Source organism: Cellulomonas xylanilytica, from assembly GCF_007989805.1.
Classification (GTDB): Bacteria; Actinomycetota; Actinomycetes; order Actinomycetales; family Cellulomonadaceae; genus Cellulomonas; species Cellulomonas xylanilytica.
Genome location: NZ_BJUB01000014.1, coordinates 1 through 23,577, shown reverse-complemented (window position 1 = coordinate 23,577; position 23,577 = coordinate 1). Strand labels below are relative to the sequence as shown.

Below are 23,577 nucleotides of genomic sequence, written 5' to 3'. Positions count from 1 at the left end.
CTGTCAGGAGATGCGCGTCACAGCTGCAACGGCCAGAACGGCCGGACCTCGACGCGTCCGAAGCGCGCCATCGGGTGGGTCGCTGCACGCTCCAGCGCCTCGTCCAGGTCGGCGCACTCCAGCACGTCGAACCCGGCGATGGACTCCTGCGTCTCCGCGAACGGTCCGTCGGTGACCAGCAGCTGGCCCGAGCGGACCCGGACCGTGCGGGCGTCGTCGGCGGGGCGGAGCCGGTCGCCGATGACGCTGAGGTTGCGACGGTCGTTCTCCGCCACCCAGTCGGAGATGTTGTCGTCCTCCGGGCGATACGTCTCGGCGGTCGGGTCGTCGCAGATCAGGAGCAGGAAACGCATGAGTCCTCCAGGTGGTGGTCGAGCCTTCATCTGATGGACGATCCTGCGGGCGGCGGATCGACACGATCGGACGAGCAGTTTCAGATCAGGGGTCGGGCACGGGGTGCGCGCGGCCCGAACTTGGGTGCGCGGCTGGTCTGCGTGATCTCGATGAGCCGGATGACGCGCTGCCGGTGACCCGCCCACGGCTCCAGCAGGCGCAGCATCCCGGCGTCGTCGGTGCGGCTGCCCGTCAGCGCCCACCCCACCAGGTGCGCCAGGTGGTAGTCGCCCACGGAGACGGCGTCGGCGTCGCCCAGCGCCCGGGACGCGATCTCCGCGACGGTCCACGGGCCGATGCCGCGCACCGTGAGCAGCCGACGGCGCGCCTCCTCGATCGGCAGGTCCGCACCCTCCTGCAGGCGGCGGGCCACGGCGGCGGCGCGCCGCACCGTGCCGGCGCGCACCTCCTCGATCCCCGCCCGCCGCCAGTCCCACACCGGCACGTCGCGCCAGCCCTCCGCCGTCGGCGGCACCCGCATCGTGCGGGGAGCCGGACCAGGCGCCGGGCTGCCGTGCTGCAGGACGAGCCGTCGCCACGCCGCCTTGGCGTCCAGCCCGACCACCTTCTGCTCGAGGACCGCCGGGACGAGCGCCTCGAGAACGTTGCCCGACCGCGGGATCCGCATCGCGGTCCGGCTGCGGTACGCGTCGCGGACCACCGGGTGCAGCGACGGGTCGAACCCGCTGGGGTCGTCGCGCGCCCCGAGCAGGTCCGGTACGCCGGCCAGCGCACGCTCCGCGCCCGGTCCCCAGGCGGTGACGTGGATCCCGTCGCTGCGCACCACGAGGTGGCGGGTGGCCGGACCGTCCGCCGTCCACGTCGCCTGCCAGATCGCACCGTCCGGGGCGAACCACCACGCCGGGTCGCCGCCGCCGCGCCGCAGCGGGGCGAGCGTCAGCCGCACGTCGACGCGGTCGCGCGGACGGTAGACGGAGGTGAGACCCGCCTGCTCGTCGGTGGGCGCGGGAGTCACACCACCACTATGCGCCGCACCGCCGACACACTGGTCTCCATGACCATCCGCACGGGAATCTCGGGCTGGCGCTACGCACCGTGGCGCACGGTGTTCTACCCCGCGGGGCTGCCGCAGCGCCGCGAGCTCGAGTACGCGTCCCGTCGGCTCACCTCGATCGAGATCAACGGCTCGTTCTACTCGCTGCAGCGGCCGGAGAGCTATGTGGCGTGGGCGGCGGAGACCCCGGACGACTTCCTCTTCTCGGTCAAGGGCCCGCGCTTCGTCACCCACATGAAGAAGCTCGCCGACGTCCGCGTGCCGGTCGCCAACTTCTTCGCCAGCGGCGTACTGGCCCTGGGGCCCAAGCTCGGTCCGGTCCTGTGGCAGCTGCCCCCCAACCTCGGGTTCCACCCCGACCGGCTCGCGGCGTTCTTCGACCTGCTGCCGCGCACCACCACCGCCGCCGCGCAGCTGGCCACCGAGCACGACGAGCGCCTGGACGACCGCGCCTGGACGACGACCGACGCCGACCGCCCGCTGCGGCACGTGCTCGAGGTGCGGCACACGAGCTTCGAGGACCCCGCCTTCGTCGAGCTCCTGCGCGCCCACCGCATCGGGATGGTCGTCGCGGACGCCGCCGGCCGGTGGCCCGTGATCGAGGACGTCACCGCCGACCTCGTCTACGTGCGGCTGCACGGCGAGACCGAGCTCTACGCGAGCGGCTACGACGACGACGCGCTCGACCGCTGGGCCGAGAAGGTCCGGGTGTGGGCGGCCGGCGGGGACCCGCAGGGAGCGCGCAGGCTCTCCGGGCCGGCCGAGCCGGCGGCGGAGCGCGACGTGTTCGTGTACTTCGACAACGACATCAAGGTGCGCGCGCCGTACGACTCGATGGCGCTCGCGGCCCGGCTCGGACTCACCCCTGGAACCTGAGCCGACACCGCACGCTTCTCCACCGCCCAGATCGTGGGTTCGACCCCAGATCGTGGGTGCGAACGCACGATCTCGTGCGGGAGCCACGATCTCGCCCGAGGCGTCAGCGGCCCTTGAGGCGCTGGATCAGCCGGCGGTCGCGCTTGGTGGGTCGGCCCGCGCCGCGGTCGCGCTCACCGGGGACCACGTGCTCCTTGGGCAGCGGCGCGGGGGAGCGGTCCAGGTAGCAGGCGACCGCGACCGGGGCGCCGACGCGCTTGACGACGGTCCGCTGCACGACGACGATCCGCTCGCGCTCACCGCCGCGGACGTGCACCTCGTCGCCGGGGACCACCATCGTCGCGGGCTTCGCGCGGTCGCCGTTGACGCGGACGTGACCCGCGCGGCACGCGGCCGCGGCGGCCGAGCGCGTCGGGAACAGCCGCACCGCCCACGTCCACGCGTCCACGCGCGCTCGCGTCACCTCAGCCACCGCACGAGCCTCTCACGGGCACGGGCACGGGCACGGGCACGGGCACGGGCACGGGCACGGACATGGGCACGGGCACGGGCACGGGCACGGGCACGGACATGGGCATGGACACCGACACGGACACCGACACCGACACCGACACCGACACCGGCAGAGGTGTCGGGGCGGGGCCGACGGGTGCTCCCACCGGCGCAGGACGAGTCGGGCCCGGCGGACCACCGCGGCGGCATCGCGGGACGCCGGGGCGCTACGGGACGGTGCTCGTCGAACCGCTTCCGCGGCGAAACGATTCGTCGCCCTGACCAGCCCGCGGATCCGCACCACGCTGCACCTGGCGGGCGTGCGCCCCGCCCCGCCCCGCCCACGGGCCGCGGCGGCTGCGGACGGAGGACCCATGACGACCACGCTCGTGCGCCGACTGGCCGGCGCGCTCGCCGCCCTGGCGCTGCTCGTGACCGGTGCGCTCGCACTGGCCGGCCCGACGGTCGCGGCCGACCCGGTCCGCGTCATGACGCTCGGCGACTCCATCACGGGGTCGCCCGGCTGCTGGCGCGCGCTGCTCTGGCAGAAGCTCCAGCAGAACGGCTACACGAACGTCGACATGGTCGGCACCCTGCCCGCGCAGGGCTGCGGGGTCGCCCACGACGGCGACAACGAGGGCCACGGCGGCTTCCTGGTGACCAGCGTCGCGGCACAGAACCAGCTGGTCGGCTGGCTGTCGGCGACGGACCCGGACGTCGTCGTCATGCACTTCGCCACCAACGACGTGTGGAGCAACAAGAGCCCGCAGGAGATCCTCGGCGCCTGGACGACGCTCGTGCAGCAGATGCGGGCGAGCAACCCGGCGATGAAGATCCTCGTCGCGCAGATCATCCCGGTGGCGCCCTCGAGCTGTGGTGACTGCCCCCAGCGGACGGTGAACCTCAACGCAGCGATCCCGGCATGGGCAGCGGGACTGAGCACCGCGGCGTCGCCGATCACGGTGGTGGACCAGTGGACCGGCTGGAACGCGGCCACCGACACCTCCGACGGCGTGCACCCGAACGACGCCGGCATCGTCAAGCTCGCCGACCGCTGGTACCCGGCCCTCGCCGCCGCCCTGACCGGCACCACGCCGACACCCACCCCGACGGTGACACCCACGCCGACCGTCACGCCGACCCCGACCGTCTCGCCGTCGCCCAGCCCGACCTTCACCATGCCGCCCGCGGACGGCTGCACCGCCACCTACACGGTCGCCAGCCAGTGGCCGGGCGGCTTCGTCGCGACCGTCCGCGTCAAGCCGTGGGCGGTCGCGCTGGCGGGCTGGAAGGTGACTGTCACGCTGCCGGACGGTGCCGTCACCCACGCCTGGAGCTCGTCGCCGACGACGTCCGGGTCCGCGACCACGTTCGCGTCGGCCGCGTGGAACGGCTCCGTGCCGGCCGGCGGCTCCGTCGAGTTCGGCTTCCAGGGCACCGGCAGCCCGACCGCCTCGCAGGTCGCCTGCACGCGGGCCTGACCACGGGGCAGGACGCAGACCGAACCCGGCGCGGGTGCCGTGACACCACGTCACGGCACCCGGTGGGCCTCGCCGACTCCGCCTACGGTGGACCGATGACTGCTCCCGGTTCCCAGGTCGTCGCTGTCGTCGGCGGCCATGTCGTCCCTGTCGTCTCCGACCCGATCGACGGCGGCACCGTGCTCGTCGTGGACGGCCGCATCACCGCGGTCGGCCCGGACGTCGAGGTGCCTCCCGGCGCCCGCGTCATCGACGCGACCGGCCGGTGGGTGCTGCCGGGGTTCGTCGAGTCGCACGGTCACGTCGGCCTGCACGAGGAGGGCGAGGGCGCCGCGGGCAACGACACCAACGAGATGACCACCCCCAACGCCGCGGCGGTCCGCGCCATCGACGCCGTCAACATCGACGACGAGGGCTTCCGGGACGCGCTGAGCGGCGGCGTCACGTCGGTCGTCGTCAAGCCCGGCTCGGGCAACCCGATCGGTGGCCAGTCCGTCGCCCTGAAGACGTGGGGCGGTCGGACCGTCGACGAGCAGATGATCTCGGCGTCGGTCAGCGTGAAGTCGGCGCTCGGCGAGAACCCGAAGCGCGTGTACGGGGAGCGCAAGCAGCTGCCGTCGACGCGCCTGGGCACCGCGCTGGTGATCCGCGAGGCGTTCACGCATGCCCTGCACTACCGCGCCGCCCGCTCGGCCGCCGCGACCAAGGGCGAGCCGTTCCAGGTCGACCTCGCCCTGGACACCCTGGCCCGCGTGCTCGACGGCGAGCTCGCCTGGGACCAGCACACCCACCGGCACGACGACATCGCCACGGCCCTGCGGCTGGCCGACGAGTTCGGGTACCGGCTGGTCCTCAACCACGGCACGGAGGCGCACAAGATCGCCGACGTGCTGGCGGAGCGGGACGTCCCCGTGATCTTCGGGCCGATGTTCACCAGCCGCTCGAAGGTCGAGCTGCGCGACCGCTCCATCGCGCACCTGGCCACGCTGGCGGCGGCGGGCGTCCGGGTCGCGATCACCACGGACCACCCCGTGGTCCCCATCAACTTCCTCGTCCACCAGGCGACGCTCGCCGTCAAGGAGGGGCTGCCGCGGCAGACCGCGCTCGAGGCGCTCACGGTGAACCCGGCGACGTTCCTGCGGCTGCACGAGCGGGTCGGCGCGCTGGCGCCCGGGCTCGACGGGGACGTCGTGGTCTGGTCGGGCGACCCGCTCGACGTGACGTCCCGCGCCGAGCACGTGCTGATCGACGGGCGCACGGTCTACACGTGGGACGCCGAGGCGGGCCGCGGTGTGGTGGTCGAGCGCGCGGCCCGCTTCGAGCGCTGAGGAGCCGACCGCTCAGTCGCGCAGCTCCAGGTAGCGGCTGATCAGCGCCCGGGTCGACGGGTCCTGCGACGCGAGCGCGTCCATGTCGCCCTGCACCGCGGGGGCGATCTCGAGCGCGAGCTTCTTGCCCAGCTCGACTCCCCACTGGTCGAACGAGTCGATGCCCCACACGACGCCCTGCACGAACGTGATGTGCTCGTACAGCGCGATGAGCTGCCCGAGGACGCTGGGCGTGAGGGCCGCGGCCAGGATCGACGTCGTGGGCCGGTTCCCGGAGAACACGCGGGCGGGCACGATGTCCTCGGCCGTGCCCTCCGCGCGCACCTCGTCGGCGGTCTTGCCGAAGGCGAGCGCCTTGGTCTGGGCGAAGAAGTTGGCCAGGAACAGCCCGTGCACGTCGACGCCGTCGTCCGTCAGCGGGTGTGCCGGGTTCGCCACCGCGATGAAGTCGGCAGGGATGAGCCGGGTGCCCTGGTGGATGAGCTGGTAGAACGCGTGCTGGCCGTTGGTGCCGGGCTCGCCCCAGAACACCTCACCGGTCTGCGTCGTCACGGGCGTGCCGTCCCAGCGCACCGACTTGCCGTTCGACTCCATGGTCAGCTGCTGCAGGTACGCGGCGAAGCGGTGCAGGTACTGGGCGTACGGGAGGACCGCGTGGGTGTGCGCGCCGAGGAAGTTGACGTACCAGACGTTCAGCAGCCCCATGAGGACGGGCACGTTCTGCGCGAACGGGGTCGTCGCGACGTGCTGGTCGACGGCGTGGAAGCCCGCCAGGAACTCGCGGAACGCGTCGGGCCCCACGGCGATGGCCAGCGAGGTCCCGATCGTGGAGTCGACCGAGTACCGGCCGCCCACCCAGTCCCAGAAGCCGAACGCGTTGGCGGGGTCGATGCCGAACGCTTCGACCTTGTCCAGGGCCGTGGACACCGCGACGAAGTGCTGGGCGACCGCGGCGTTGCGCGACTCGTCGTCGTCGGCCGTGCCCAGCTGCTCCCAGAGCCACGTCCGCGCCAGGCGCGCGTTGGTGAGCGTCTCCAGGGTGCCGAACGTCTTCGACGCGACGATGAACAACGTCGTCGTCGGGTCGAGGCCCTTGACGGTCTCCGCGAGGTCGCTCGGGTCGATGTTGGAGACGAACCGCACCTCGAGGCCGTCCTGCACGTACGGCTTGAGCGCCTCGTACGCCATCACCGGGCCGAGGTCCGAGCCGCCGATGCCGATGTTGACGACCGTGCGGACACGCTCCCCGGTGACGCCGGTCCACTCGCCGGAGCGCACCTTGTCCGCGAACGCGAACATCTTGCCCAGCTCGGCCTGCACGTCGGCGTCGATGTCCTGCCCGTCGACGACGAGCGGCGGCTGCGCGCCCGCCGGCCGGCGCAGGGCGGTGTGCAGGACCGCGCGGTCCTCGGTGACGTTGATGTGGTCACCCCGCAGCTGCGCCTGCAGGCGGTCGGCCAGACCGACCTCGTCGGCGAGCCGGACCAGCAGGGCGAGCGTCTCGTCGGTGACCAGGTTCTTGGACAGGTCGACCGTGAGGTCCGCGAGCGGGAGGGTGAGGCGCGTGGCGCGCTCGGGGTCGTCGGCGAACCAGCCGCGCAGGTCGGGCGTGAGCGTCGACTCGTGGACGCTGAGCTCCTGCCAGGCAGCGGTGGACGTGGCGTCGATCGGCGAGGTGGGCATGAGGCCACCGTATTGCGCGGGCACGACCCCTCGCACCGGCGTCCGCGAGGTCGTTCTACCTGGGCTCCTCCGCGGGCCCCGCGCCGTTGCGTCGGTATGTCTCCGGCAGGGGGTGGACCGCACGCGCGGCGCCCTGGATCACACGCAGCCGCCACTGCCGGAGCAGCTCGCGGAAGTCGTCCACGTCCATCAGCTCGCTCGGCTCGTCGTCACCGGCGAAGTCGAAGCGGGCCTCGACACAGTCGCCGACGACGCGCAGGAGCGTGACGTTGCCGCAGGTGAACGGGCGGTCGCTCCCGGCCGCGACCGCACGCTCGACCCCGCGGGCGGCGACATCGATCCAGTAGGTGGAGGGTCCCGCGCCGGGCGCACCCCGCGGCGGCAGGGACGAGATGCTGTCCGCCAGCGCGTCGTTGAACAGGGGCCATGCCGCCCCGAGGCTGACGTCGACCTGCCCGTCGGTGCGTTCGGTGAAGTGGGCGTCCATGGCGACATCGTCGCGTAAGGGTCGTCCGGGCTCCCGCGGATAAGTTGGATCCCATGTCTCGCGTCCCCACCGCCGTCATCGCCGCGCTGACCCTCGTGGTCGGGTTCGCCGTCGCCGACCTCACCGACGTGCGTGCGCTGGGAGGCGTCGTGCTGGTCGCCGGAGTCGTGTGGTGCGCGGTGCGGGCCCGGTCGGCCGGCTGGTGGCGGGTGGCGGCGGTGGTGCTGGTGGGTGCGGTGTGCTTCGCCGTGTCGCACCCGCTCGGCGGCGTGATCGGCGCCTGGCCGGCCGTCGCGGTCGCCGCCCTCGTGCTCGGCGGCGCGACGTACGCCCTGGTGGACCGGCCCGCCGAGCAGCCCGCCCGCGTCGCGTGACGGCGCTGCTGGTCTGCTGCGGCCTGGCGACGCTCGACGTCGTGCAGGTGGTCGACCGGCTGCCCGCCGCCGACGAGAAGGTCGTCGCGCGCAGCCTGGACGTCACGTTCGGTGGCCCGGCGGCGAACGCCGCCGCGACCGCGGCCGCGCTGGGGGTGCGCACGGTGCTCGTGACCGCGCTCGGGCAGGGACCGGTCGCTGACCTCGTCCGGCACGGGCTGGGCGCGGCCGGCGTCGAGGTGGTCGACCTGCTCGACGGCCCCGGGACACCGGCGGTGTCGACCGTCCTGGTCACGCGGGGCACCGGCGAACGAGCCGTGGTCTCGGTGAACGCGGTCGGCGTCCGGGACCTGAGCGGTCCGGCGCGTCGCCTCGACGTGCTCGAGGGTGCCACGGCCCTGCTCGTCGACGGCCACCACCTCGGGGCGGCGCAGGAGCTCGCCGCCGACGCGTCCGTGCGGGGTGTCCCGGTGCTCCTCGACGGCGGCAGCTGGAAGCCGGGACTGGAGGGTCTGCTCGCGCACGTCGACCACGCGGTGCTGTCCGCGGACTTCCGGCTCCCCGACGGTGGCGGTGACGTGCTCCGTCGCGTCGCCGACCTCGGTCCGCGGTCGGTCGCGCAGTCCGCGGGCGGCGGGCCGGTCCGGATCCTCGTCGGGGGACCGGAGGGGCGGCACGAGTCGGTGCTCCGGCCGCCCGTCGTCCCCGCCGAGGAGGTGGTGGACACGCTCGGTGCGGGCGACGTGCTGCACGGTGCGACGGCCGCCTCGCTCGCGGCGGGTCACGACGTCCTGACCGCGCTGGCCGACGGTGTCGCCCGGGCGAGCGAGTCGGTCCGCCATCCCGGGGCCCTGGGCTGGGTGTCCTGACGGGCGATGCGCGACTCGACCGATCGGCCGAGCCGCGCGCGAGCGTCCGTCCCTAGGCTGCACGACGTGATCCCCGACGCGATCCGTCCGCTGTGGACGGCCCCCCGAGCGCCCGGCGCGCCCGCACGGGTGTGGCGGGACTGGGTCCTCGTCGCGCTGCTGGTGCCCACCGCGGTGCTGGAGGCGGTGCTGCGGCCGGACGTGACCTGGCGGCCGGTCGCCCTCGTCCTGGCGCTCGTCGTGGTGGTGTCGCTGCTCTGGCGGCGGACCCACCCGCTGGGCGCGGTCCTCGTCGTGTTCGGCACGCTCGTCGTCGTCGACACGGCCGTCCTCGTCAGCGGCGCGGGCGAGCTGGGGCTGTACACGACCGCCTGCGTGCTGCTCCTGCCGTATGCGCTGTGCCGCTGGGGGAGCGGGCGGGACGTCGTGCTCGGGCTGGCGGCCGTCCTCGTGGCCACCACGCTCGGGATCGCCGGGGACTTCACGGGTGTCGCTGAGGCCGTGCTGGCGGTGGTGTTCATCATGACGCCCGCGGGGATCGGGGCCTGGGTCCGGCTCGCGTCCACGGCACGGGTGCGTGAGCGTGACCAGGTCCGGCTGCGCGAGCGCGAGCAGCTGGCGCGGGAGCTGCACGACACCGTGGCGCACCACGTGTCCGCGATCGCGGTGCGCGCGCAGGCGGGCCGGGTCGTGGCGGCGTCGGACCCCTCGGCGGCGGTCGCGGCGCTCGTCGTGATCGAGGGTGAGGCGTCGCGCGCGCTGACGGAGATGCGGCTGATGGTCGGTGCGCTGCGTGACGACGGCGCGGCGGACCTGGCTCCCCAGCGGGGGGTCGGGGACATCGAGCAGCTCGCCACGGCGGGGCCCCCGCGGGTCGTCGTCGACCTGTCCGGCGACCTCGACGGGCTGCGGCCGGCGGTCGGCGCGGCCCTGTTCCGGCTCGCCCAGGAGTCGGTGACCAACGCGCTGCGGCACGCGCGGTACGCCTCGCAGGTCCGCGTCGAGGTGGCCGCGGGCGAGGAGAGCGTGCGTCTCACGGTCGTCGACGACGGCGAGCTCCACGGACGCTCCGGCACCGGGTACGGGCTGGTGGGCATGGCCGAACGGGCGTCGCTCCTGGGCGGCACGCTGGAGGCCGGCCCGGGTCAGGAGCGCGGGTGGACGGTGGTCGCGGTGCTGCCGAGGACGGGAGAGGTCGCATGACGATCCGGGTGCTGGTGGCCGACGACCAGGAGCTGGTCCGCACGGGGCTGTCGATGATCCTCGACGCGCAGCCGGGGATCGAGGTGGTGGGCCAGGCGTCCGACGGCCGCCAGGCGGTGTCGAAGGCGAACGAGCTGCGTCCCGACGTGTGCCTCTTCGACATCCGGATGCCGCAGCTGGACGGGATCGAGGCGACCCGCCGGCTCGCCGGTCCGGACGTGGCCGACCCGATGGCGGTCGTCGTGATCACGACGTTCGACCTCGACGAGTACGTGCACGGGGCGCTGAAGGCGGGTGCCCGCGGCTTCCTGCTCAAGGACGCCGGGCCGGAGCTGCTGGTCCAGGCGGTGCACGCCGCGGCCGCCGGCGACGCGCTTATCGCCCCGAACGTGACGGTGCGGCTGCTCTCGGCGTTCGCGGCCGCCGGCAGGCGCAACCGGGTGCTGCCGCCGGTCGTGCCGCTGACCGGTCGCGAGGAGGAGGTGCTGGTCACGGTGGCCCGCGGGCGGACGAACGTCGAGATCGCCGACGAGCTGCACATCAGCCTGAGCACCACCAAGACCCACCTGGGCAGCCTCATGGACAAGCTCGGCGCCCGGAACCGCGTCGAGCTGGCGATGTGGGCGTACGAGTCGGGCCGGATGGACTGACGTCAGCCGAGGGCCTCCCGCACGAGCGGGGCGACCCGCGTGCCCAGCAGCTCGATGGACCTCAGCGACTCCGCCTGCGGCACCCCGGACAGGTCCATCTGGAACGACTGCCGGTCGTGCTGCAGCACGCCGTGCAGCGCCACGATGCGCTCGGCGACCTGCTCCGGCGCCCCGACGAAGTACGCCCCGCCGCGTGCCGCCTGCGACTCGTAGGAGATCCGGTTGGGCATCGGGAAGCCGCGCTCCGACGAGATCCGGCGCATGGACTCCAGCCAGTACGGGTAGAACAGGTCGCGGGCGCCCTTGTCGTCGTCGGCGAGGAACCCCATGCCGGCCACGGAGACGAACGGCGCCGACACGGGATGCTCGGCCTGCGCGTGCGCGCGGCGGTAGAGGTCGACGAGCGGGGCGAACTGGGCCGGCTGCCCGCCGATGATCGCGTAGCTGATCGGCAGCCCGAGCAGTCCGGCGCGCACCGACGACTGCGGGTTGCCGCCCGTCGCGACGGCGATGCGCAGGTGCTCGCCGTGCGGACGGGGCAGGACCAGGGCGTCGTCGAGCGCGGGCCGGAACCGCCCCTGCCACGTGATCCGCTCCGCCTGGTCGAGCCGCAGGAGCAGCTGGATCTTCTCGTCGTAGAGCTCGTCGTAGTCCTGCAGCGACGCCCCGAACAGGGGGTAGGACTCGATGAACGAGCCGCGTCCGGCGAGGAGCTCGACCCGGCCCTCCGAGAGCAGGTCCATGGTCGTGAACTGCTGGTAGACCCGCACGGGGTCCTCGGTGGACAGCACGGTCACGGCACTGCCGACGGTGATCCGGGACGTCTGCGCCAGGGCCGCGGCGATGACCGTCGACGGCGAGGAGATCGCGTAGTCGGGGCGGTGGTGCTCGCCGATCCCGACGTAGTCGAGGCCGACCTCCTCGGCCAGCCGGACGCGTTCGAGCACGTCGCGGATGCGCTGGCCGGGGGAGGAGTCCCCGACGTCGCCGAACGTGTACATGCCGAGTTCCATGTCCGTGCGAACGCATCGATCGGCTCGGGTGTTCCCTGCGTTCTCGCAGGTCACGAGCGCGCCGGTTGAATCGTTTCCGGCTCGGTCATCCCATGAGTCGGTCCGGTGAACGTCGCATCACGATGTGGTCACGGTCACAGAAGAGTGTTGACACTGATTTGTAAGGAAGGTCTACTAACAAACGTGACAGCGACGACGCAGCCCCTCGCGGCAGCCCACGGAGTCGGTCGGGCCCTGCGCCCGACGGGCAAGGTGCTGCCGGAGCACGCTCGCGCGCACAACCGGTCGCTGGTGCTGGCCCACCTGTTCCACATCGGTCACGCCTCCCGTGCCGACATCGCCCGCAGCACCGGCCTGACCCGGGTGACGGTCTCCGGCCTGGTCGCGGCGCTGATCGCGGAGGGCCTCGTCGAGGAGCTCGGCGTGCGCGTCGAGGGCAAGGTCGGCAAGCCGGCCACGCTCGTCGGGATGCGGACCGAGGCGTTCCAGATCGTCGCCGTGGACCTCACGGACGACGCCCACCTGCTCGGCGCGGTGATGACGCTGGTCGGCGCGGTCGTCGTCCGGCGCTCCGTCGCCCTCGAGGGCCGCACCGGGCAGGCCGCGGCCGACCTGGTGGAGAGCCTCTGCCGCGACCTGCTCACCGACGCCACGCGCCCGGTCCTCGGCATCGGCATCGCGTCGCCGGGTGTCATCGACCTCGACGGCACCGTCGTGCAGGCGCCGAACCGGGGCTGGTACGACCTGCCGCTGGCCGCGCGGCTCACCGAGAGCCTCGGCGTCGCCGTGCACGTGGCCAACGACGCCAACACCCGGGCGCTCGGCGAGTTCACCTACGGCTCCGCCGCCGGGTCCGGCTGCATGGTGCTGACGATCGGGGAGGGCGTGGGCGCCGGCATCGTCGTCGACGGCGCCCTGGTGCTCGGCCGGCACCACGCCGCGGGGGAGATCGGGCACGTGACCGTCGTCGACGGAGACGTCCGCGACGAGCCGCCGCTGGACTGCGCGTGCGGCCGCTCCGGCTGCCTCGAGACCGTGCTGAGCGTCCCGGCCCTGCGCCGCCGGACCGCCGGTCTGTCCACCGAAGACTCCGACGCCGCCCTGGCGTCGGTCGGACGGTTGCTGGGCATCGCCCTCGCACCCGTCGTCAGCGCGCTCGACCTGGCAGAGGTCCTGCTCTCCGGCCCCCCGGAGCTGCTGGACGGTGCTCTGCGTGAGTCGGCGCTCGCCACTGTCCGCGCACGAACGATGCCCGTCATCGGGCACGGACTGGCACTGCGGATGGGATCCCTCGACGAGGACGGTGCTCTCGCTGGTGCGGCAGTACTCGTCCTGTCAGGCCAGCTGGGGGTCTCGTGACGACCCCCAGCCGGCCCACTGCAGGTCGGAAGAACCACCCGGCGGCGCCATCCGGCGCGCGCCTCGCTCACGGGAGGAACCCCAACGTGAAGATCCTACGTTTCGCGGCCGTCGGCGTGGCGGCCGCGCTCACGCTCACGGCATGCGGCAACGGCGACGACGCCGCTGACGAGCCCACCGAAGCCGGAACGCCCGAGGCCGCCACGATCAAGCTGTGGCTCAACGGCACCGACACCCCGGACGCCCTGCGCGAGTACCTCACGACGACGTTCGAGTCGGAGAACCCCGGGTCCAAGCTCGTCATCGAGGAGCAGGACTGGAGCGGCCTCGTGCCGCGCCTCCAGACCGCGCTCGGCTCGGCCGACCAGACGCCCGACGTCGTCGAGATCGGCAACACGCAGTCGCCGACCTTCACCTACGCCGGCGCCTTCGCCGACATCACGGACATGTACGACGAGCTGGGCGGCGACAAGCTGCTCCCCGGCTTCGTCGAGGCCGGGAGCGCGGACGGCAGCTTCTACGCCGCCCCGTACTACTCCGGCGCCCGTGCCGTGTTCTACAACAAGGACGCGTTCGCCGCGGCCGGCGTCGAGGTCCCCACGACGCTCGCCGAGTTCACCGAGGCCGCCAAGGCGCTGCAGACGGACACGCAGTCCGGCTTCTGGTTCCCCGGCCAGGACTGGTACAACGGCGCCGCCTGGATCTACACCAACGGTGGCGACCTGGCGGTCAAGGACGGCGACACCTGGAAGGGTGCGCTGTCCACGCCCGAGTCGATCAAGGGCCTCGAGGAGGTCCAGGACCTGTTCGCCAACGCTACCAACGCGCCGGCCGACAGCGACTCGAACGAGCCGTGGGTCCCGTTCAACGCCGGTCAGTCGGCGATGTTCTCGGCCCCGACGTGGGCGCGGTGGAGCATCGACCTGCCGCAGTGCAACAAGGCGGTCGACCCGGACGACACGTCCGAGGAGGCCAAGGTGCTGCGCGGTGAGCAGCAGGCCTGCAACGAGGAGCACACCGGGATCTTCCCGCTGCCCGGTCTGGAGGAGGGCTCGGTCGCGAACGGCTTCGCGGGTGGCTCCAACATCGCCGTCGCGGCGAAGTCGAAGAACCCCGACCTGGCCAAGAACCTCCTGAAGATCATCTTCTCGGAGGAGTACCAGAACATGCTCGGCGAGAACGGCCTGATCCCGGGCAACACGGAGTACGCCGCCTCGATGGGTGACGACGTGTACGCCAAGGCTGCCGTCGCCGCCGCGCTCGACGCCAAGCTCACGCCGGCGGCCGAGAAGTGGGCCGACGTCGAGGGTGACCGCATCCTGGAGGACTTCTTCCAGCAGCTCGCCACCGGTGCGGACGTCACGGAGGCTGCCGCGGAGACGGACCAGCTCCTCGAGGACGCGCTGAACTGACCACCCCTCGGCCGGCCGGGTCCACCCCGGCCGGCCGGGCAGGTGATCCCCGAACCACCGGTCCGGCTGCCGCGTCGACCGACGATGCAGCCGACCACCTGATCCGGGCACGACCGGGCCTGCCCACGCAGGCCGGCCCGGTCGTGCCACCAGACAGGAGCTCCACATGGCAGCCACCGCCACCGTGCCGCTGCAGGACGACGACACCGTCGTCTTCCCGCGCCGCCGCCGCCGCAAGCTCGGCGTCTACGGCCTGCTCGTCCCCGCCGCGATCCTCATGGGCGTCGCGCTCGGCTACCCGCTGGTCCGCCAGTTCGTCATCTCCTTCCAGGAGTACGGGCTGCGCCAGCAGTTCGGCCAGCCGGCCGAGTGGGTGGGCCTGAAGAACTACACCGACCTGCTCTCGGACCCGTACGTGTGGACCGTCATCGGGCGCTCGATCGCCTTCTGCCTGGTCAACGCCGGGGTGACGATGCTGGTCGGCGTCGCGTTCGCCGTCCTCATGTCCCGGGTCTCGAAGGCCCCCCGCATCACGCTGCAGGTGGCGCTGCTCCTCGCCTGGGGCACGCCGGTCCTCGCGTCGATGACGGTCTGGCAGTGGCTGTTCGACTCGCAGTACGGCGTCATCAACTGGGTCCTGGCCAACGTGTTCGGGCTCGAGGACATGGCCGGCCACTCGTGGATCATCCAGCCGCTGTCGTTCTACTTCGTCGCCACGGTCATCGTCGTGTGGATGTCGGTGCCGTTCGTGGCGTTCTCCGTCTACGCGGCACTGCTCCAGGTGCCCGAGGAGACGATGGAGGCCGCCCAGCTGGACGGGGCGTCCGCCCGGCAGCGGTTCTGGAACATCACCATGCCGATGGTCCGGCCGGTCCTGTCGATCGTCCTGCTGCTGCAGGTGATCTGGGACTTCAAGGTGTTCACGCAGATCTACGTGCTCCAGCGGGCCGGTGCGCCGACGCGCGAGACCAACCTCCTGGGCACCCTCATCTACTCCTACGCCGACGAGTTCTCGCTCGCCGGTGCGCTCGCCACGATCATGCTGGTCATCACGCTCGGCCTCACCGGGTTCTACATCCGCAAGATGCTGAAGGAGGACGAGCTGTGAGCGCCCTTGCCACGCCGGCCCCGCCGGTCCCCGCCACCGCTGCGACGCCCACCAGGTCCTCCGAGGCCGGCCGCGCGCAGTCCCGCGGAGGTCGCCGCGCCCTCGGGGTGCTGGCCGTCATCCTGTCCGTCCTGTGGGTCTTCCCGATCTACTGGATGGTCAACAGCGCGTTCCTGCCGCTGAACAAGCTGCAGACGCCGGAGCCGACGTTCTTCCCGGTCGGCGCCACGCTGTCGAACTTCCGCCGCGTGCTCGACGACCCGAGCTTCTGGACCTCGATGCGCGTGTCGCTGGCCGTGGTCGCCATCGTGCTGGTCGCCGCGCTGCTGTTCGCGTTCCTCGCGGCGCTCGCCGTGAGCCGGTTCCGGTTCCGCGGTCGCAAAAGCTTCATCCTGACCATCCTCGTCGTGCAGATGATCCCCGCGGAGGGGCTGTTCATCTCGCAGTACCAGATGCTCGACGGCTGGAACCTGGTCAACAAGGTCGCCGGCCTGGCGCTCGTCTACACCGCGGCGATCCTGCCCTTCACCATCTGGATGCTGCGCGGGTTCGTCGCCGGCGTGCCCATCGAGCTGGAGGAGGCGGCGATGGTCGACGGGCTGTCCCGCACCGCCGCGTTCTTCCGCATCACGTTCCCGCTGCTGGCCCCCGGGCTCGTCGCCGCCGGGGTGTACGGGTTCCTGCAGGCGTGGAACGAGTACACGCTCGCGCTCGTCGTGATGACCGACCCCGCCCAGCGGACGCTCCCGCTGTGGCTGCAGGGGCTCGTGGAGTCCAACCGCGCCACCGACTGGGGCGTGGTCATGGCCGGGTCGGCCGTCATCGCGATCCCGGTGATCGTGTTCTTCCTCTTCGTCCAGAACAAGATGACGTCCGGGCTCGTCGCGGGTGCGGTGAAGGGCTGACGTGAGCACGCAGGGGATCCCGACGCCGCACTGGGCGCCGGTCGGGAGTCAGTGGTCGGTCGGGCTCGACGTCGGGGGCACCAAGGTTCTCGGCGTGCTGCTCGACGCCGAGGGCGTGGTGACGCACCAGCTGCGGTCCGCCACCGTCGGGGGAGCGGCCGGGGTCATCGACACGGCCGTCGCCGTCGTCGAGGAGCTGTGCGCAGGTGCCGGCATCCCGGTCGAGGAGCTCGCCGGGGTGGGCATCGGCCTGCCCGGCGTCGTCGACCCGTCCGACGGCACCGTCGAGCACGCCGTGAACCTCGGCATCGAGGAGCGCACCCCGCTCGGTGCGCTCGTCGCCGAGCGGCTCGGGGTCCAGGTCCGCGTCGAGAACGACCTCACAGTGGCCGTCGTCGGCGCCGCGCACACGGTCGACGGAGCCCACGCGTCGACGCAGGACACGGTCGTGCACGACCTGGCGTTCCTGGCGCTCGGCACCGGGCTGGCCGCCGGGCTGCTGCTCGAGGGGCGCCTGCGGCGGGGCTCGACCGGGGGTGCCGGGGAGATCGGGCACCTGACGCTCGTGCCCGACGGTCTGCCGTGCAAGTGCGGTCAGCTGGGCTGCCTGGAGCAGTACGCGTCCGGCTCGGCGCTCGACACCGCCTGGCCCAGCCGGTACGGCCGCCCCGCCCCCGAGGAGCTGTTCGCCGCGGCCGAGGCCGGCGACGAGCGGGCGATCGAGATCCGCGACCAGTTCGCCTGGGCGGTCGCCGGGGCGGTGCGGATCCTCGTGCTGACCTGCGACGTCGAGCTCGTCGTCATCGGTGGCGGCGTCAGCGCGCTCGGGCAGCCGCTGCTGCGGGCGGTCACCGCCGAGCTCGAGCGCGAGGCGCAGGCCTCGCCGTTCCTTGCGACGATGGGGCTGGCGCGACGCGTCAGCCTCGCGCCCGCGGACGTGCCCGTCGGAGCGGTAGGCGCGGCGCTGCTCGGCCGAGGGGAGTACGTCTGATGGAGGTCGTCATCGCACCCGGCCCCGAGCTGGGCCGCCTGGCCGCCGCGGCGGTCGAGCAGCTGGTGCGCGAGCAGCCCGACGCCGTCCTGGGCCTGGCCACGGGGTCGAGCCCGCTCGCCGTCTACGACGAGCTGGCCCGTCGGCACGCCGAGCACGGCCTGTCGTTCGCCCGCGTCCGCGCGTTCATGCTCGACGAGTACGTCGGCCTCGCCGCCGACCACCCCGAGCGCTACCGCAACGTCATCGAGAAGGAGATCGCCTCGCGCGTCGACTTCGCACCCGGCGCCGTGCAGGGCCCCGACGGCCTCTCCGACGACCTCCCGGGCGCCTGCGCGGCGTACGAGGACGCCATCGCGTCCGTCGGGGGCATCGACCTGCAGCTGCTCGGCATCGGCACCGACGGGCACGTCGCCTTCAACGAGCCCGGCTCCTCGCTGGCGTCCCGCACCCGCATCAAGACCCTCACCCGCCAGACGCGCGAGGACAACGCGCGCTTCTTCGGCGGCGACCTGGACCAGGTGCCCCAGCACTGCCTGACGCAGGGCCTCGCGACGATCATGTCGGCGCGGCACCTGGTGCTGCTGGCCACCGGCCGCGGCAAGGCCGAGGCGGTGCACCAGCTGGTCGAGGGCCCGGTGAGCGCGATGTGGCCGGCGACGATCCTGCAGCACCACCCGCACGTCACCGTGCTGGTCGACGACGCCGCCGCGAGCCGCCTGCAGCTGGCGGACTACTACCGCGAGACGTACGCGGCGAAGCCGGACTGGCAGGGGCTCTGACGCCGAGGTCCGGCGATCAGAGGACCAGGGCGTCCAGGCCCGCGATCACCAGGACGCCGACGAGTGCGAAGCCCACCAGCATCCAGGCGAGCAGGACGTCCGACCGCACGTTGCGGCGCCGGGTCTCCGCGGGGTCCTCGCCCGGTGCGGTGACCAGGTCGGCGCTGGGCCGGCGGCGAGCCCGCACGGTCCCGACGACGGCGTCCCCGACGAGCAACGTGCCGCCGACCGTGAGGGCGAGCCAGTCGGGGACGGTCGCCAACGGAGCGTCGAGCAGGAGCCCCAGCGCGACGACCGCGGCGAGGACGAGCGCGACGACGAGCACCGACCGGATCGTGCGCCCCTGCCCCAGCGCGGCGATCGTGACGACCGCTCCGCCGAGCATCAGCGGCACCCCGATCAGCCACCCCGCGGTCACCACGAGGTCGGGCCCGCTGCCGACGGCCGCGAGCACGATGACCAGGCCGACGAAGCCGACGACGACCCTGCCAGCGGCACGCACGTCGTCGCGGAGCCGGGGCGGCTCGGTGTCGGCGGCGCTCGTGAGGCTCGCCGCGTACTCGCGGGGGTCTCCGAACGCGGTCACGGCGTCCTGACCGCTGTCCGCGCAGAACTCCTCGACCTCCGCGAGGGCGTCGCCGATCCGGGCGCCGCTGGCGTCGCGCAGCCGCAGCGCGAGCACGAGCTCGTCTCGCCAGGCTGCAGGGACGAGGGACGTCGTCATGGTGTGGTCCTCCGAGTGGTGGGGGCGTCGACGATCGCGCTGGTCAGTCCGGCGAACCGGTGCCACGCGGCGCCGCGACGCGCCAGGTCCGCGCGCCCGTCCGCCGTGAGCGCGAAGTACTTGCGGCCGGGGCCGGCGACCCCGGGTTGCCACTGCGTGGTGACCAGCCCGGCGTGCTCCAGGCGTGTGAGCAGGGGGTAGAGGGTGCCGCCCTTGACGGTGCCCAGCCCGAGCTCGTCGAGACGGGCGCTGATCGCGTACCCGTAGGTGGGCCCCTCGGCCAGGACGGCCAGGACGCAGACGTCGAGGACGCCGCGCAGCCACTCGCCGGGCCAGGTCTCGGTGCTCACGACCTAGACAGTACGGCTGACTAGTTGGTGTGTCTACCTAGCGCACCTCGGGGTTCCCGCCCTGCGTCTGAGGGTCGCCCAGACGCGCACCACGCAGCCGCGAGCCCAGCGTGACGAGCGCGGTGAGCACCAGCGCGGACCCGGCCACCACCAGCGCCCACCCGTAGCCGAGCGCGTCCCCGAGCAGGCCGCCCAGCGGTGCCGCGACGACGATCATCGCCCGGTTGACCGACCGCATCGTCGCGTTCATGCGTCCCTGCAGCCGGTCGGGCGTCGCCGTCTGCCGGTACGCCATCTCGTTCGTGTTCTCCGACCCCATGCACAGCCCCAGCAGCAGCTGGCCCACCGCGAAGAGGACCCACGCCCGTCCGCCGCCCCAGACGCCGACCGGGGGACCGGCCGGGAGCAGGAGGGGCGCCGCGGCCATCAGCGACCACGCGAGCCCGGTGCCGACCCGCGCCCCGATGATGACGCGCCCCGCGCCCAGCCGGTCCCCGAGCCGCACCGCGAACGACGCGCCGACCAGTGCGCCCACGCCGGCGGCCGCGAGCGCCAGCCCGAGCGTGGTGGGGTTCAGGTGCAGGGTCCGCAGGGCGAACGGGGTCATCACGGCTCCGGCGATCGCCGAGCACGCGAACCAGGCGTGCGTGGACAGCGCGAGCGGTCGCAGGGTGGGGTGCCGGTAGACCCAGCGCAGACCGTCGGCGATCTCCGCCCCGACGCCGCGCAGCCGACCGGTCGCCCGCGGACCGGTCCGCGGCTCGTCGACCCGCACGGTGGCCAGCAGGACGGCGGACGTCAGGTAGCTGACCGCGTCGACGAGGACCGCGACCGGCGCTCCCAGCACCGAGATCAGCCCGCCGGCCAGCGCTGGTCCGCTCGCCTGCGCGACGGCGTCGGACTGGTCCAGCCGCGCGTGCGCGGGTCCGAGCAGGCCGGTGGGCACGACGCGCGGCACGAACGACTGGAACGCCGCGTCGCCGACGAGCGTGCACAGCCCGAAGACGGCCATCAGGACCACGAGCCAGCCGACGGCGAGGTGCCCGGTGGCGGCCAGGACGGGGATCGTCGCGAGCGCGACCGCGCTGAGCAGGTCGGTGGCGACCAGCACCGGACGGCGCCGCACACGGTCCACGAGGACGCCGGCCAGCAGCCCGAGCAGGAGGTAGGGCGCCCAGCGCGCGGCGTTGACCAGGCCGACGTCCACCGCATCGCCGTCGAGCACGTCCACGACGATGACCTGCAGCGCGAGGACCGTGACGTAGGTGCCGAACGCCGAGGCGGTCGACGCCGCCCACAGCCGGGCGAACCCGCGGGTCTGACGCAGGGCCCCCGTCGCTGTGGGCAGGGCCTCGGTCACCGCCCCTGTCTAGCGCACGGGCAGCGCGACGGACGACTCGTCGGCCCCGGACCCTCCGGCTTCGTGTCCGCCCCCCGACGTACACTTCACGCCATGAGCGAGCCCCTGCCTCCGAGCACCGGACCCGACGACCCGTTCTCCTCGGACCCGGGCACGTCGACCAGCGTGCTGGAGCGCGAGGAGACCACCGAACAGGTCGAGCCGGGGGACCACGAGCGCTTCGCGCACTACGTGCGCAAGGAGAAGATCCTCGACTCCGCCATGAGCGGCAAGCCCGTGATCGCGCTCTGCGGCAAGGTCTGGGTGCCGGGCCGGGACCCGAACAAGTTCCCCGTCTGCCCCATCTGCAAGGAGATCTACGAGGGGCTGCGCGAGCCGCAGGACGGCGACAAGAACGAGGGCGGCAAGGGCTCCGGCGGCGGCCGGAAGTGGGGCTTCGGCCGCAACCCCGGCAGCGGCGGCGCGTGACGGCCGCCCCGCGCCCGTCCTCCCTCCCCTCGACCCACGCGTCCTCGTCGGCGGCCTCCCAGCTGCCGCCGGCGTTCCCCGCGCGTGCGCCCTGGGGCACGGCGGGCAAGCTGCGCGCCTGGCAGGCCGAGGCGATCGAGCACTACCGGACCGCCAACCCGCGGGACTTCCTCGCGGTGGCCACGCCCGGTGCCGGCAAGACGACGTTCGCCCTGCGGATCGCCACCGAGCTGCTCGAGGCCAAGGTGGTGCGGCGCGTGACCGTGGTCGCGCCGACCGAGCACCTCAAGCGCCAGTGGGCCGACGCCGCCGCCCGGGTGGGCATCACGCTCGACCCGAACTTCAGCAACGCCCAGGGGCGGCACGGCCACGGGTTCGACGGCGTCGCGGTGACCTACGCGCAGGTGGCCAGCAAGCCCGCGCTGCACGCCGCGCGCACGGCCGCCGCCCCGACGCTGGTGATCCTCGACGAGGTGCACCACGGCGGTGACGCGCTGTCCTGGGGCGACGCCGTCCGTGAGGCGTTCGAGGGCGCCACCCGCCGGCTGGCCCTGACGGGGACGCCGTTCCGGTCGGACACCGCGGCCATCCCGTTCGTGCGGTACGACCGTGACCGCGACGGCATCCGGCGCAGCGTCGCCGACTACACCTACGGCTACGGGGACGCGCTGCGCGACCACGTCGTGCGTCCGGTGATCTTCCTGTCCTACAGCGGCTCGATGCGCTGGCGCACCAAGGCGGGCGACGAGATCAGCGCCCGGCTGGGGGAGCCGCTGACCAAGGACATCACCGCGCAGGCGTGGCGGACCGCCCTCGACCCGAACGGGGAGTGGATCCCGAGCGTGCTCGCGGCCGCCGACCGCCGGCTCTCCGAGGTCCGGCGGGCCATCCCGGACGCGGGTGCGATGGTCATCGCGACGGACCAGACGGACGCGCGCGCGTACGCGGGCCACCTCGCACGGATCACGGGGAAGTCCCCGACGATCGTGCTCTCCGACGACGACGGGGCGAGCGACCGCATCGACGAGTTCTCCGCGGGCGACTCCCGCTGGCTCGTCGCGGTGCGGATGGTCTCGGAGGGCGTCGACGTGCCGCGCCTGGCCGTCGGCGTCTACGCGACGAGCACCGCGACCCCCCTGTTCTTCGCGCAGGCCGTCGGCCGGTTCGTGCGCGCGCGCCGACGTGGTGAGACGGCCTCGGTGTTCCTGCCGAGCGTGCCGCAGCTGCTCGCGCTGGCGAACACGCTCGAGCTCGAGCGGGACCACGCGCTGGACCGGCCCAAGACGCTCGAGGAACAGGGCGTGGACGTCGGCCTGGACGACGGGCTGCTGGACGAGGCCAACCGCGAGCGCAACGGCCCGGACGAGGTCGGGCCGGACGGCAAGCAGGGCGCGTTCGAGGCGCTCGAGGCGCAGGCGTCGTTCGACCGGGTGCTGTTCGACGGCGGCGAGTTCGGCACGGGTGCCGAGATGGGGTCGGACGAGGAGCTGGACTTCCTCGGCCTGCCCGGGCTGCTCGACGTCGACCAGGTCTCGGCGCTGCTCCGGCAGCGGCAGGCGGACCAGATCAGCGGACGCAAGAGGCCCGACGCAGCGTCACAGCAGGCGCTTGCGGAGATGGACCACCGCAAGCAGGCGGAGCTGCGCAAGGAGCTGTCGCAGCTGGTGGGGGCGTGGGCGCGCAAGAGCGGCCAGCCGCACGGGGCGGTGCACAACGAGCTCCGGCGCCGGTGCGGCGGACCCGAGGTCGCCCTGGCCGATCCCGGCCAGCTCACGGCGCGGGTCGCGATGGTCCGCGGGTGGTTCGTCGGCAAGAAGTGAGCCGAGGCTCCATGAGCATCGCGCGATTACATCAAGCAACGGTAAAGTCGCAAGGGCTGTCTCACCATGCGGACAGCCTCAAATAGAGATAAAGCCGCAGGTCAGGGCCCTGGACGCGCGACCACATAGCAGTCCGGTTCCCTCGCGCAACTTTTCTCCCGACGTGCCGACACCCTCCCGCGCTGCCACATTTGTCACGTGACACACGGCGCCGGGTACCCCCGGATGCCGAATCGGTGACCACAGAACGAAAGGGTCAACCATGCCTACCTGGCTCATCCTCATCCTCGTCGGTGTCGTCCTCGTCGTCCTCGGCGTCGCGACGAACATCGGCCAGTTCCTCATCTGGATCGGCGTGATCGTGCTCGTCGTCAGCCTGATTCTCGGGCTGGTCGGCCGGGGCCGCTCGCGGGTCTAGACACCCGACATGTAGT

General features: G+C 73.0%; 25 protein-coding genes. 16 read left to right on the top strand and 9 right to left on the bottom strand.

Annotated elements, in window-relative coordinates; genetic code table 11:
• Positions 1 to 17: 17 nt before the first annotated feature.
• On the bottom strand, positions 18 to 353 hold the full coding sequence (locus CXY01_RS18600; RefSeq protein ID WP_146930589.1) for a YciI family protein: 336 nt from the start codon (positions 351 to 353) through the stop codon (positions 18 to 20).
• Positions 354 to 433: 80 nt separating this feature from the next.
• On the bottom strand, positions 434 to 1,369 hold the full coding sequence (locus tag CXY01_RS18595; protein WP_246125486.1) for a DNA-3-methyladenine glycosylase family protein: 936 nt from the start codon (positions 1,367 to 1,369) through the stop codon (positions 434 to 436).
• Between the two features lie 39 nt (positions 1,370 to 1,408).
• Here CXY01_RS18595 and CXY01_RS18590 point away from each other — a divergent pair, with 39 nt between their 5' ends.
• Positions 1,409 to 2,284, top strand: coding sequence for a DUF72 domain-containing protein (locus CXY01_RS18590; protein ID WP_146930586.1), 876 nt, complete (start codon positions 1,409 to 1,411; stop codon positions 2,282 to 2,284).
• Between the two features lie 103 nt (positions 2,285 to 2,387).
• Here CXY01_RS18590 and CXY01_RS18585 read toward each other — a convergent pair whose 3' ends face one another.
• A complete protein-coding gene (locus tag CXY01_RS18585) occupies positions 2,388 to 2,756 on the bottom strand; it encodes an RNA-binding S4 domain-containing protein (protein ID WP_082570996.1) in 369 nt (122 codons plus the stop codon).
• Positions 2,757 to 3,150: 394 nt separating this feature from the next.
• Between CXY01_RS18585 and CXY01_RS18575 the strand changes: the two genes are divergently transcribed.
• Together CXY01_RS18575 and CXY01_RS18570 are read left to right on the top strand one after the other, a co-directional pair.
• Positions 3,151 to 4,257 (top strand): GDSL-type esterase/lipase family protein, encoded by a 1,107-nt coding sequence (locus CXY01_RS18575; protein ID WP_146930583.1) that lies wholly within the window; start codon positions 3,151 to 3,153, stop codon positions 4,255 to 4,257.
• Between the two features lie 95 nt (positions 4,258 to 4,352).
• Complete coding sequence (locus tag CXY01_RS18570) at positions 4,353 to 5,585, top strand: amidohydrolase (protein ID WP_146930580.1); 1,233 nt, start codon at positions 4,353 to 4,355, stop codon at positions 5,583 to 5,585.
• Positions 5,586 to 5,597: 12 nt separating this feature from the next.
• On the opposite strand, the gene pgi is transcribed toward CXY01_RS18570, so the two are convergent.
• The gene (gene pgi, locus CXY01_RS18565) at positions 5,598 to 7,268 is read right to left on the bottom strand and encodes a glucose-6-phosphate isomerase (RefSeq protein ID WP_146930576.1); all 1,671 of its coding nucleotides are present in this window, start codon (positions 7,266 to 7,268) and stop codon (positions 5,598 to 5,600) included.
• A 55-nt stretch (positions 7,269 to 7,323) separates the two neighbouring features.
• On the bottom strand, positions 7,324 to 7,755 hold the full coding sequence (locus CXY01_RS18560) for a hypothetical protein (RefSeq protein WP_146930572.1): 432 nt from the start codon (positions 7,753 to 7,755) through the stop codon (positions 7,324 to 7,326).
• A gap of 53 nt (positions 7,756 to 7,808) precedes the next feature.
• On the opposite strand from CXY01_RS18560, the gene CXY01_RS18555 reads away from it, so the two are divergent.
• The 4 genes from CXY01_RS18555 (at position 7,809) to CXY01_RS18540 (ending at position 10,851) form a co-directional block, all read left to right on the top strand.
• Positions 7,809 to 8,129, top strand: a complete 321-nt coding sequence (locus CXY01_RS18555; protein ID WP_146930568.1) for a hypothetical protein — start codon at positions 7,809 to 7,811, stop codon at positions 8,127 to 8,129.
• Positions 8,126 to 8,998 carry a PfkB family carbohydrate kinase gene (locus tag CXY01_RS18550; protein WP_146930565.1) on the top strand — a complete coding sequence of 291 codons (873 nt, stop codon included), beginning with the start codon at positions 8,126 to 8,128 and terminating at the stop codon, positions 8,996 to 8,998. Before CXY01_RS18555 ends, CXY01_RS18550 begins: the two co-directional genes overlap by 4 nt.
• A gap of 66 nt (positions 8,999 to 9,064) precedes the next feature.
• Positions 9,065 to 10,201 (top strand): sensor histidine kinase, encoded by a 1,137-nt coding sequence (locus CXY01_RS18545; RefSeq protein ID WP_146930562.1) that lies wholly within the window; start codon positions 9,065 to 9,067, stop codon positions 10,199 to 10,201.
• Complete coding sequence (locus CXY01_RS18540) at positions 10,198 to 10,851, top strand: response regulator transcription factor (protein ID WP_146930559.1); 654 nt, start codon at positions 10,198 to 10,200, stop codon at positions 10,849 to 10,851. The genes CXY01_RS18545 and CXY01_RS18540 overlap by 4 nt, the downstream gene beginning before the upstream one ends.
• Positions 10,852 to 10,853: 2 nt before the next feature.
• On the opposite strand, the gene CXY01_RS18535 is transcribed toward CXY01_RS18540, so the two are convergent.
• A complete protein-coding gene (locus CXY01_RS18535; protein ID WP_246125485.1) occupies positions 10,854 to 11,852 on the bottom strand; it encodes an LLM class flavin-dependent oxidoreductase in 999 nt (332 codons plus the stop codon).
• Positions 11,853 to 12,047: 195 nt separating this feature from the next.
• Between CXY01_RS18535 and CXY01_RS18530 the strand changes: the two genes are divergently transcribed.
• From CXY01_RS18530 to nagB, 6 genes are all read left to right on the top strand, one after another.
• Positions 12,048 to 13,223: an ROK family transcriptional regulator gene (locus CXY01_RS18530; protein WP_146930553.1), complete on the top strand. Its 1,176-nt coding sequence runs from the start codon at positions 12,048 to 12,050 to the stop codon at positions 13,221 to 13,223.
• A gap of 86 nt (positions 13,224 to 13,309) precedes the next feature.
• Complete coding sequence (locus CXY01_RS18525; protein ID WP_146930550.1) at positions 13,310 to 14,635, top strand: extracellular solute-binding protein; 1,326 nt, start codon at positions 13,310 to 13,312, stop codon at positions 14,633 to 14,635.
• Positions 14,636 to 14,801: 166 nt separating this feature from the next.
• Positions 14,802 to 15,743 carry a carbohydrate ABC transporter permease gene (locus tag CXY01_RS18520; protein WP_146930547.1) on the top strand — a complete coding sequence of 314 codons (942 nt, stop codon included), beginning with the start codon at positions 14,802 to 14,804 and terminating at the stop codon, positions 15,741 to 15,743.
• On the top strand, positions 15,740 to 16,648 hold the full coding sequence (locus CXY01_RS18515; RefSeq protein ID WP_186813467.1) for a carbohydrate ABC transporter permease: 909 nt from the start codon (positions 15,740 to 15,742) through the stop codon (positions 16,646 to 16,648). Before CXY01_RS18520 ends, CXY01_RS18515 begins: the two co-directional genes overlap by 4 nt.
• A gap of 1 nt (position 16,649) precedes the next feature.
• Positions 16,650 to 17,639 (top strand): ROK family protein, encoded by a 990-nt coding sequence (locus CXY01_RS18510; RefSeq protein WP_246125484.1) that lies wholly within the window; start codon positions 16,650 to 16,652, stop codon positions 17,637 to 17,639.
• Positions 17,639 to 18,421 carry a glucosamine-6-phosphate deaminase gene (nagB, locus tag CXY01_RS18505; protein ID WP_146930544.1) on the top strand — a complete coding sequence of 261 codons (783 nt, stop codon included), beginning with the start codon at positions 17,639 to 17,641 and terminating at the stop codon, positions 18,419 to 18,421. The genes CXY01_RS18510 and nagB overlap by 1 nt, the downstream gene beginning before the upstream one ends.
• 16 nt (positions 18,422 to 18,437) lie before the next feature.
• Here nagB and CXY01_RS18500 read toward each other — a convergent pair whose 3' ends face one another.
• The 3 genes from CXY01_RS18500 to CXY01_RS18490 are packed head-to-tail and all read right to left on the bottom strand — an operon-like array spanning position 18,438 to position 20,855.
• Entirely contained in the window at positions 18,438 to 19,145 is a 708-nt protein-coding gene (locus CXY01_RS18500) for a hypothetical protein (protein WP_146930541.1), read from the bottom strand.
• A complete protein-coding gene (locus CXY01_RS18495) occupies positions 19,142 to 19,495 on the bottom strand; it encodes a PadR family transcriptional regulator (protein ID WP_146930538.1) in 354 nt (117 codons plus the stop codon). Before CXY01_RS18495 ends, CXY01_RS18500 begins: the two co-directional genes overlap by 4 nt.
• A gap of 37 nt (positions 19,496 to 19,532) precedes the next feature.
• Positions 19,533 to 20,855 (bottom strand): MFS transporter, encoded by a 1,323-nt coding sequence (locus tag CXY01_RS18490; protein WP_146930535.1) that lies wholly within the window; start codon positions 20,853 to 20,855, stop codon positions 19,533 to 19,535.
• Positions 20,856 to 20,948: 93 nt separating this feature from the next.
• On the opposite strand from CXY01_RS18490, the gene CXY01_RS18485 reads away from it, so the two are divergent.
• The 3 genes from CXY01_RS18485 to CXY01_RS20960 all read left to right on the top strand — a co-directional run bounded on the left by CXY01_RS18485 (position 20,949) and on the right by CXY01_RS20960 (position 23,561).
• Positions 20,949 to 21,323, top strand: a complete 375-nt coding sequence (locus tag CXY01_RS18485; RefSeq protein ID WP_146930530.1) for a DUF3039 domain-containing protein — start codon at positions 20,949 to 20,951, stop codon at positions 21,321 to 21,323.
• A complete protein-coding gene (locus CXY01_RS18480) occupies positions 21,320 to 23,143 on the top strand; it encodes a DEAD/DEAH box helicase (protein ID WP_146930526.1) in 1,824 nt (607 codons plus the stop codon). Before CXY01_RS18485 ends, CXY01_RS18480 begins: the two co-directional genes overlap by 4 nt.
• Positions 23,144 to 23,405: 262 nt before the next feature.
• Positions 23,406 to 23,561: a hypothetical protein gene (locus CXY01_RS20960; protein ID WP_186813466.1), complete on the top strand. Its 156-nt coding sequence runs from the start codon at positions 23,406 to 23,408 to the stop codon at positions 23,559 to 23,561.
• Positions 23,562 to 23,577 lie beyond the last annotated feature (16 nt).

What these genes read in the sequence shown, in the direction of transcription:
- CXY01_RS18500 (WP_146930541.1), bottom strand. Translation starts at nt 19,145, where the DNA reads ATGACGACGTCCCTCGTCCCTGCAGCCTGGCGAGACGAGCTCGTGCTC.
- CXY01_RS18570 (WP_146930580.1), top strand. Translation starts at nt 4,353, where the DNA reads ATGACTGCTCCCGGTTCCCAGGTCGTCGCTGTCGTCGGCGGCCATGTC.
- CXY01_RS18600 (WP_146930589.1), bottom strand. Translation starts at nt 353, where the DNA reads ATGCGTTTCCTGCTCCTGATCTGCGACGACCCGACCGCCGAGACGTAT.
- CXY01_RS18560 (WP_146930572.1), bottom strand. Translation starts at nt 7,755, where the DNA reads ATGGACGCCCACTTCACCGAACGCACCGACGGGCAGGTCGACGTCAGC.
- nagB (WP_146930544.1), top strand. Translation starts at nt 17,639, where the DNA reads ATGGAGGTCGTCATCGCACCCGGCCCCGAGCTGGGCCGCCTGGCCGCC.
- CXY01_RS18540 (WP_146930559.1), top strand. Translation starts at nt 10,198, where the DNA reads ATGACGATCCGGGTGCTGGTGGCCGACGACCAGGAGCTGGTCCGCACG.
- CXY01_RS18535 (WP_246125485.1), bottom strand. Translation starts at nt 11,852, where the DNA reads ATGTACACGTTCGGCGACGTCGGGGACTCCTCCCCCGGCCAGCGCATC.
- CXY01_RS20960 (WP_186813466.1), top strand. Translation starts at nt 23,406, where the DNA reads ATGCCTACCTGGCTCATCCTCATCCTCGTCGGTGTCGTCCTCGTCGTC.
- CXY01_RS18590 (WP_146930586.1), top strand. Translation starts at nt 1,409, where the DNA reads ATGACCATCCGCACGGGAATCTCGGGCTGGCGCTACGCACCGTGGCGC.
- pgi (WP_146930576.1), bottom strand. Translation starts at nt 7,268, where the DNA reads ATGCCCACCTCGCCGATCGACGCCACGTCCACCGCTGCCTGGCAGGAG.
- CXY01_RS18555 (WP_146930568.1), top strand. Translation starts at nt 7,809, where the DNA reads ATGTCTCGCGTCCCCACCGCCGTCATCGCCGCGCTGACCCTCGTGGTC.
- CXY01_RS18575 (WP_146930583.1), top strand. Translation starts at nt 3,151, where the DNA reads ATGACGACCACGCTCGTGCGCCGACTGGCCGGCGCGCTCGCCGCCCTG.
- CXY01_RS18485 (WP_146930530.1), top strand. Translation starts at nt 20,949, where the DNA reads ATGAGCGAGCCCCTGCCTCCGAGCACCGGACCCGACGACCCGTTCTCC.
- CXY01_RS18520 (WP_146930547.1), top strand. Translation starts at nt 14,802, where the DNA reads ATGGCAGCCACCGCCACCGTGCCGCTGCAGGACGACGACACCGTCGTC.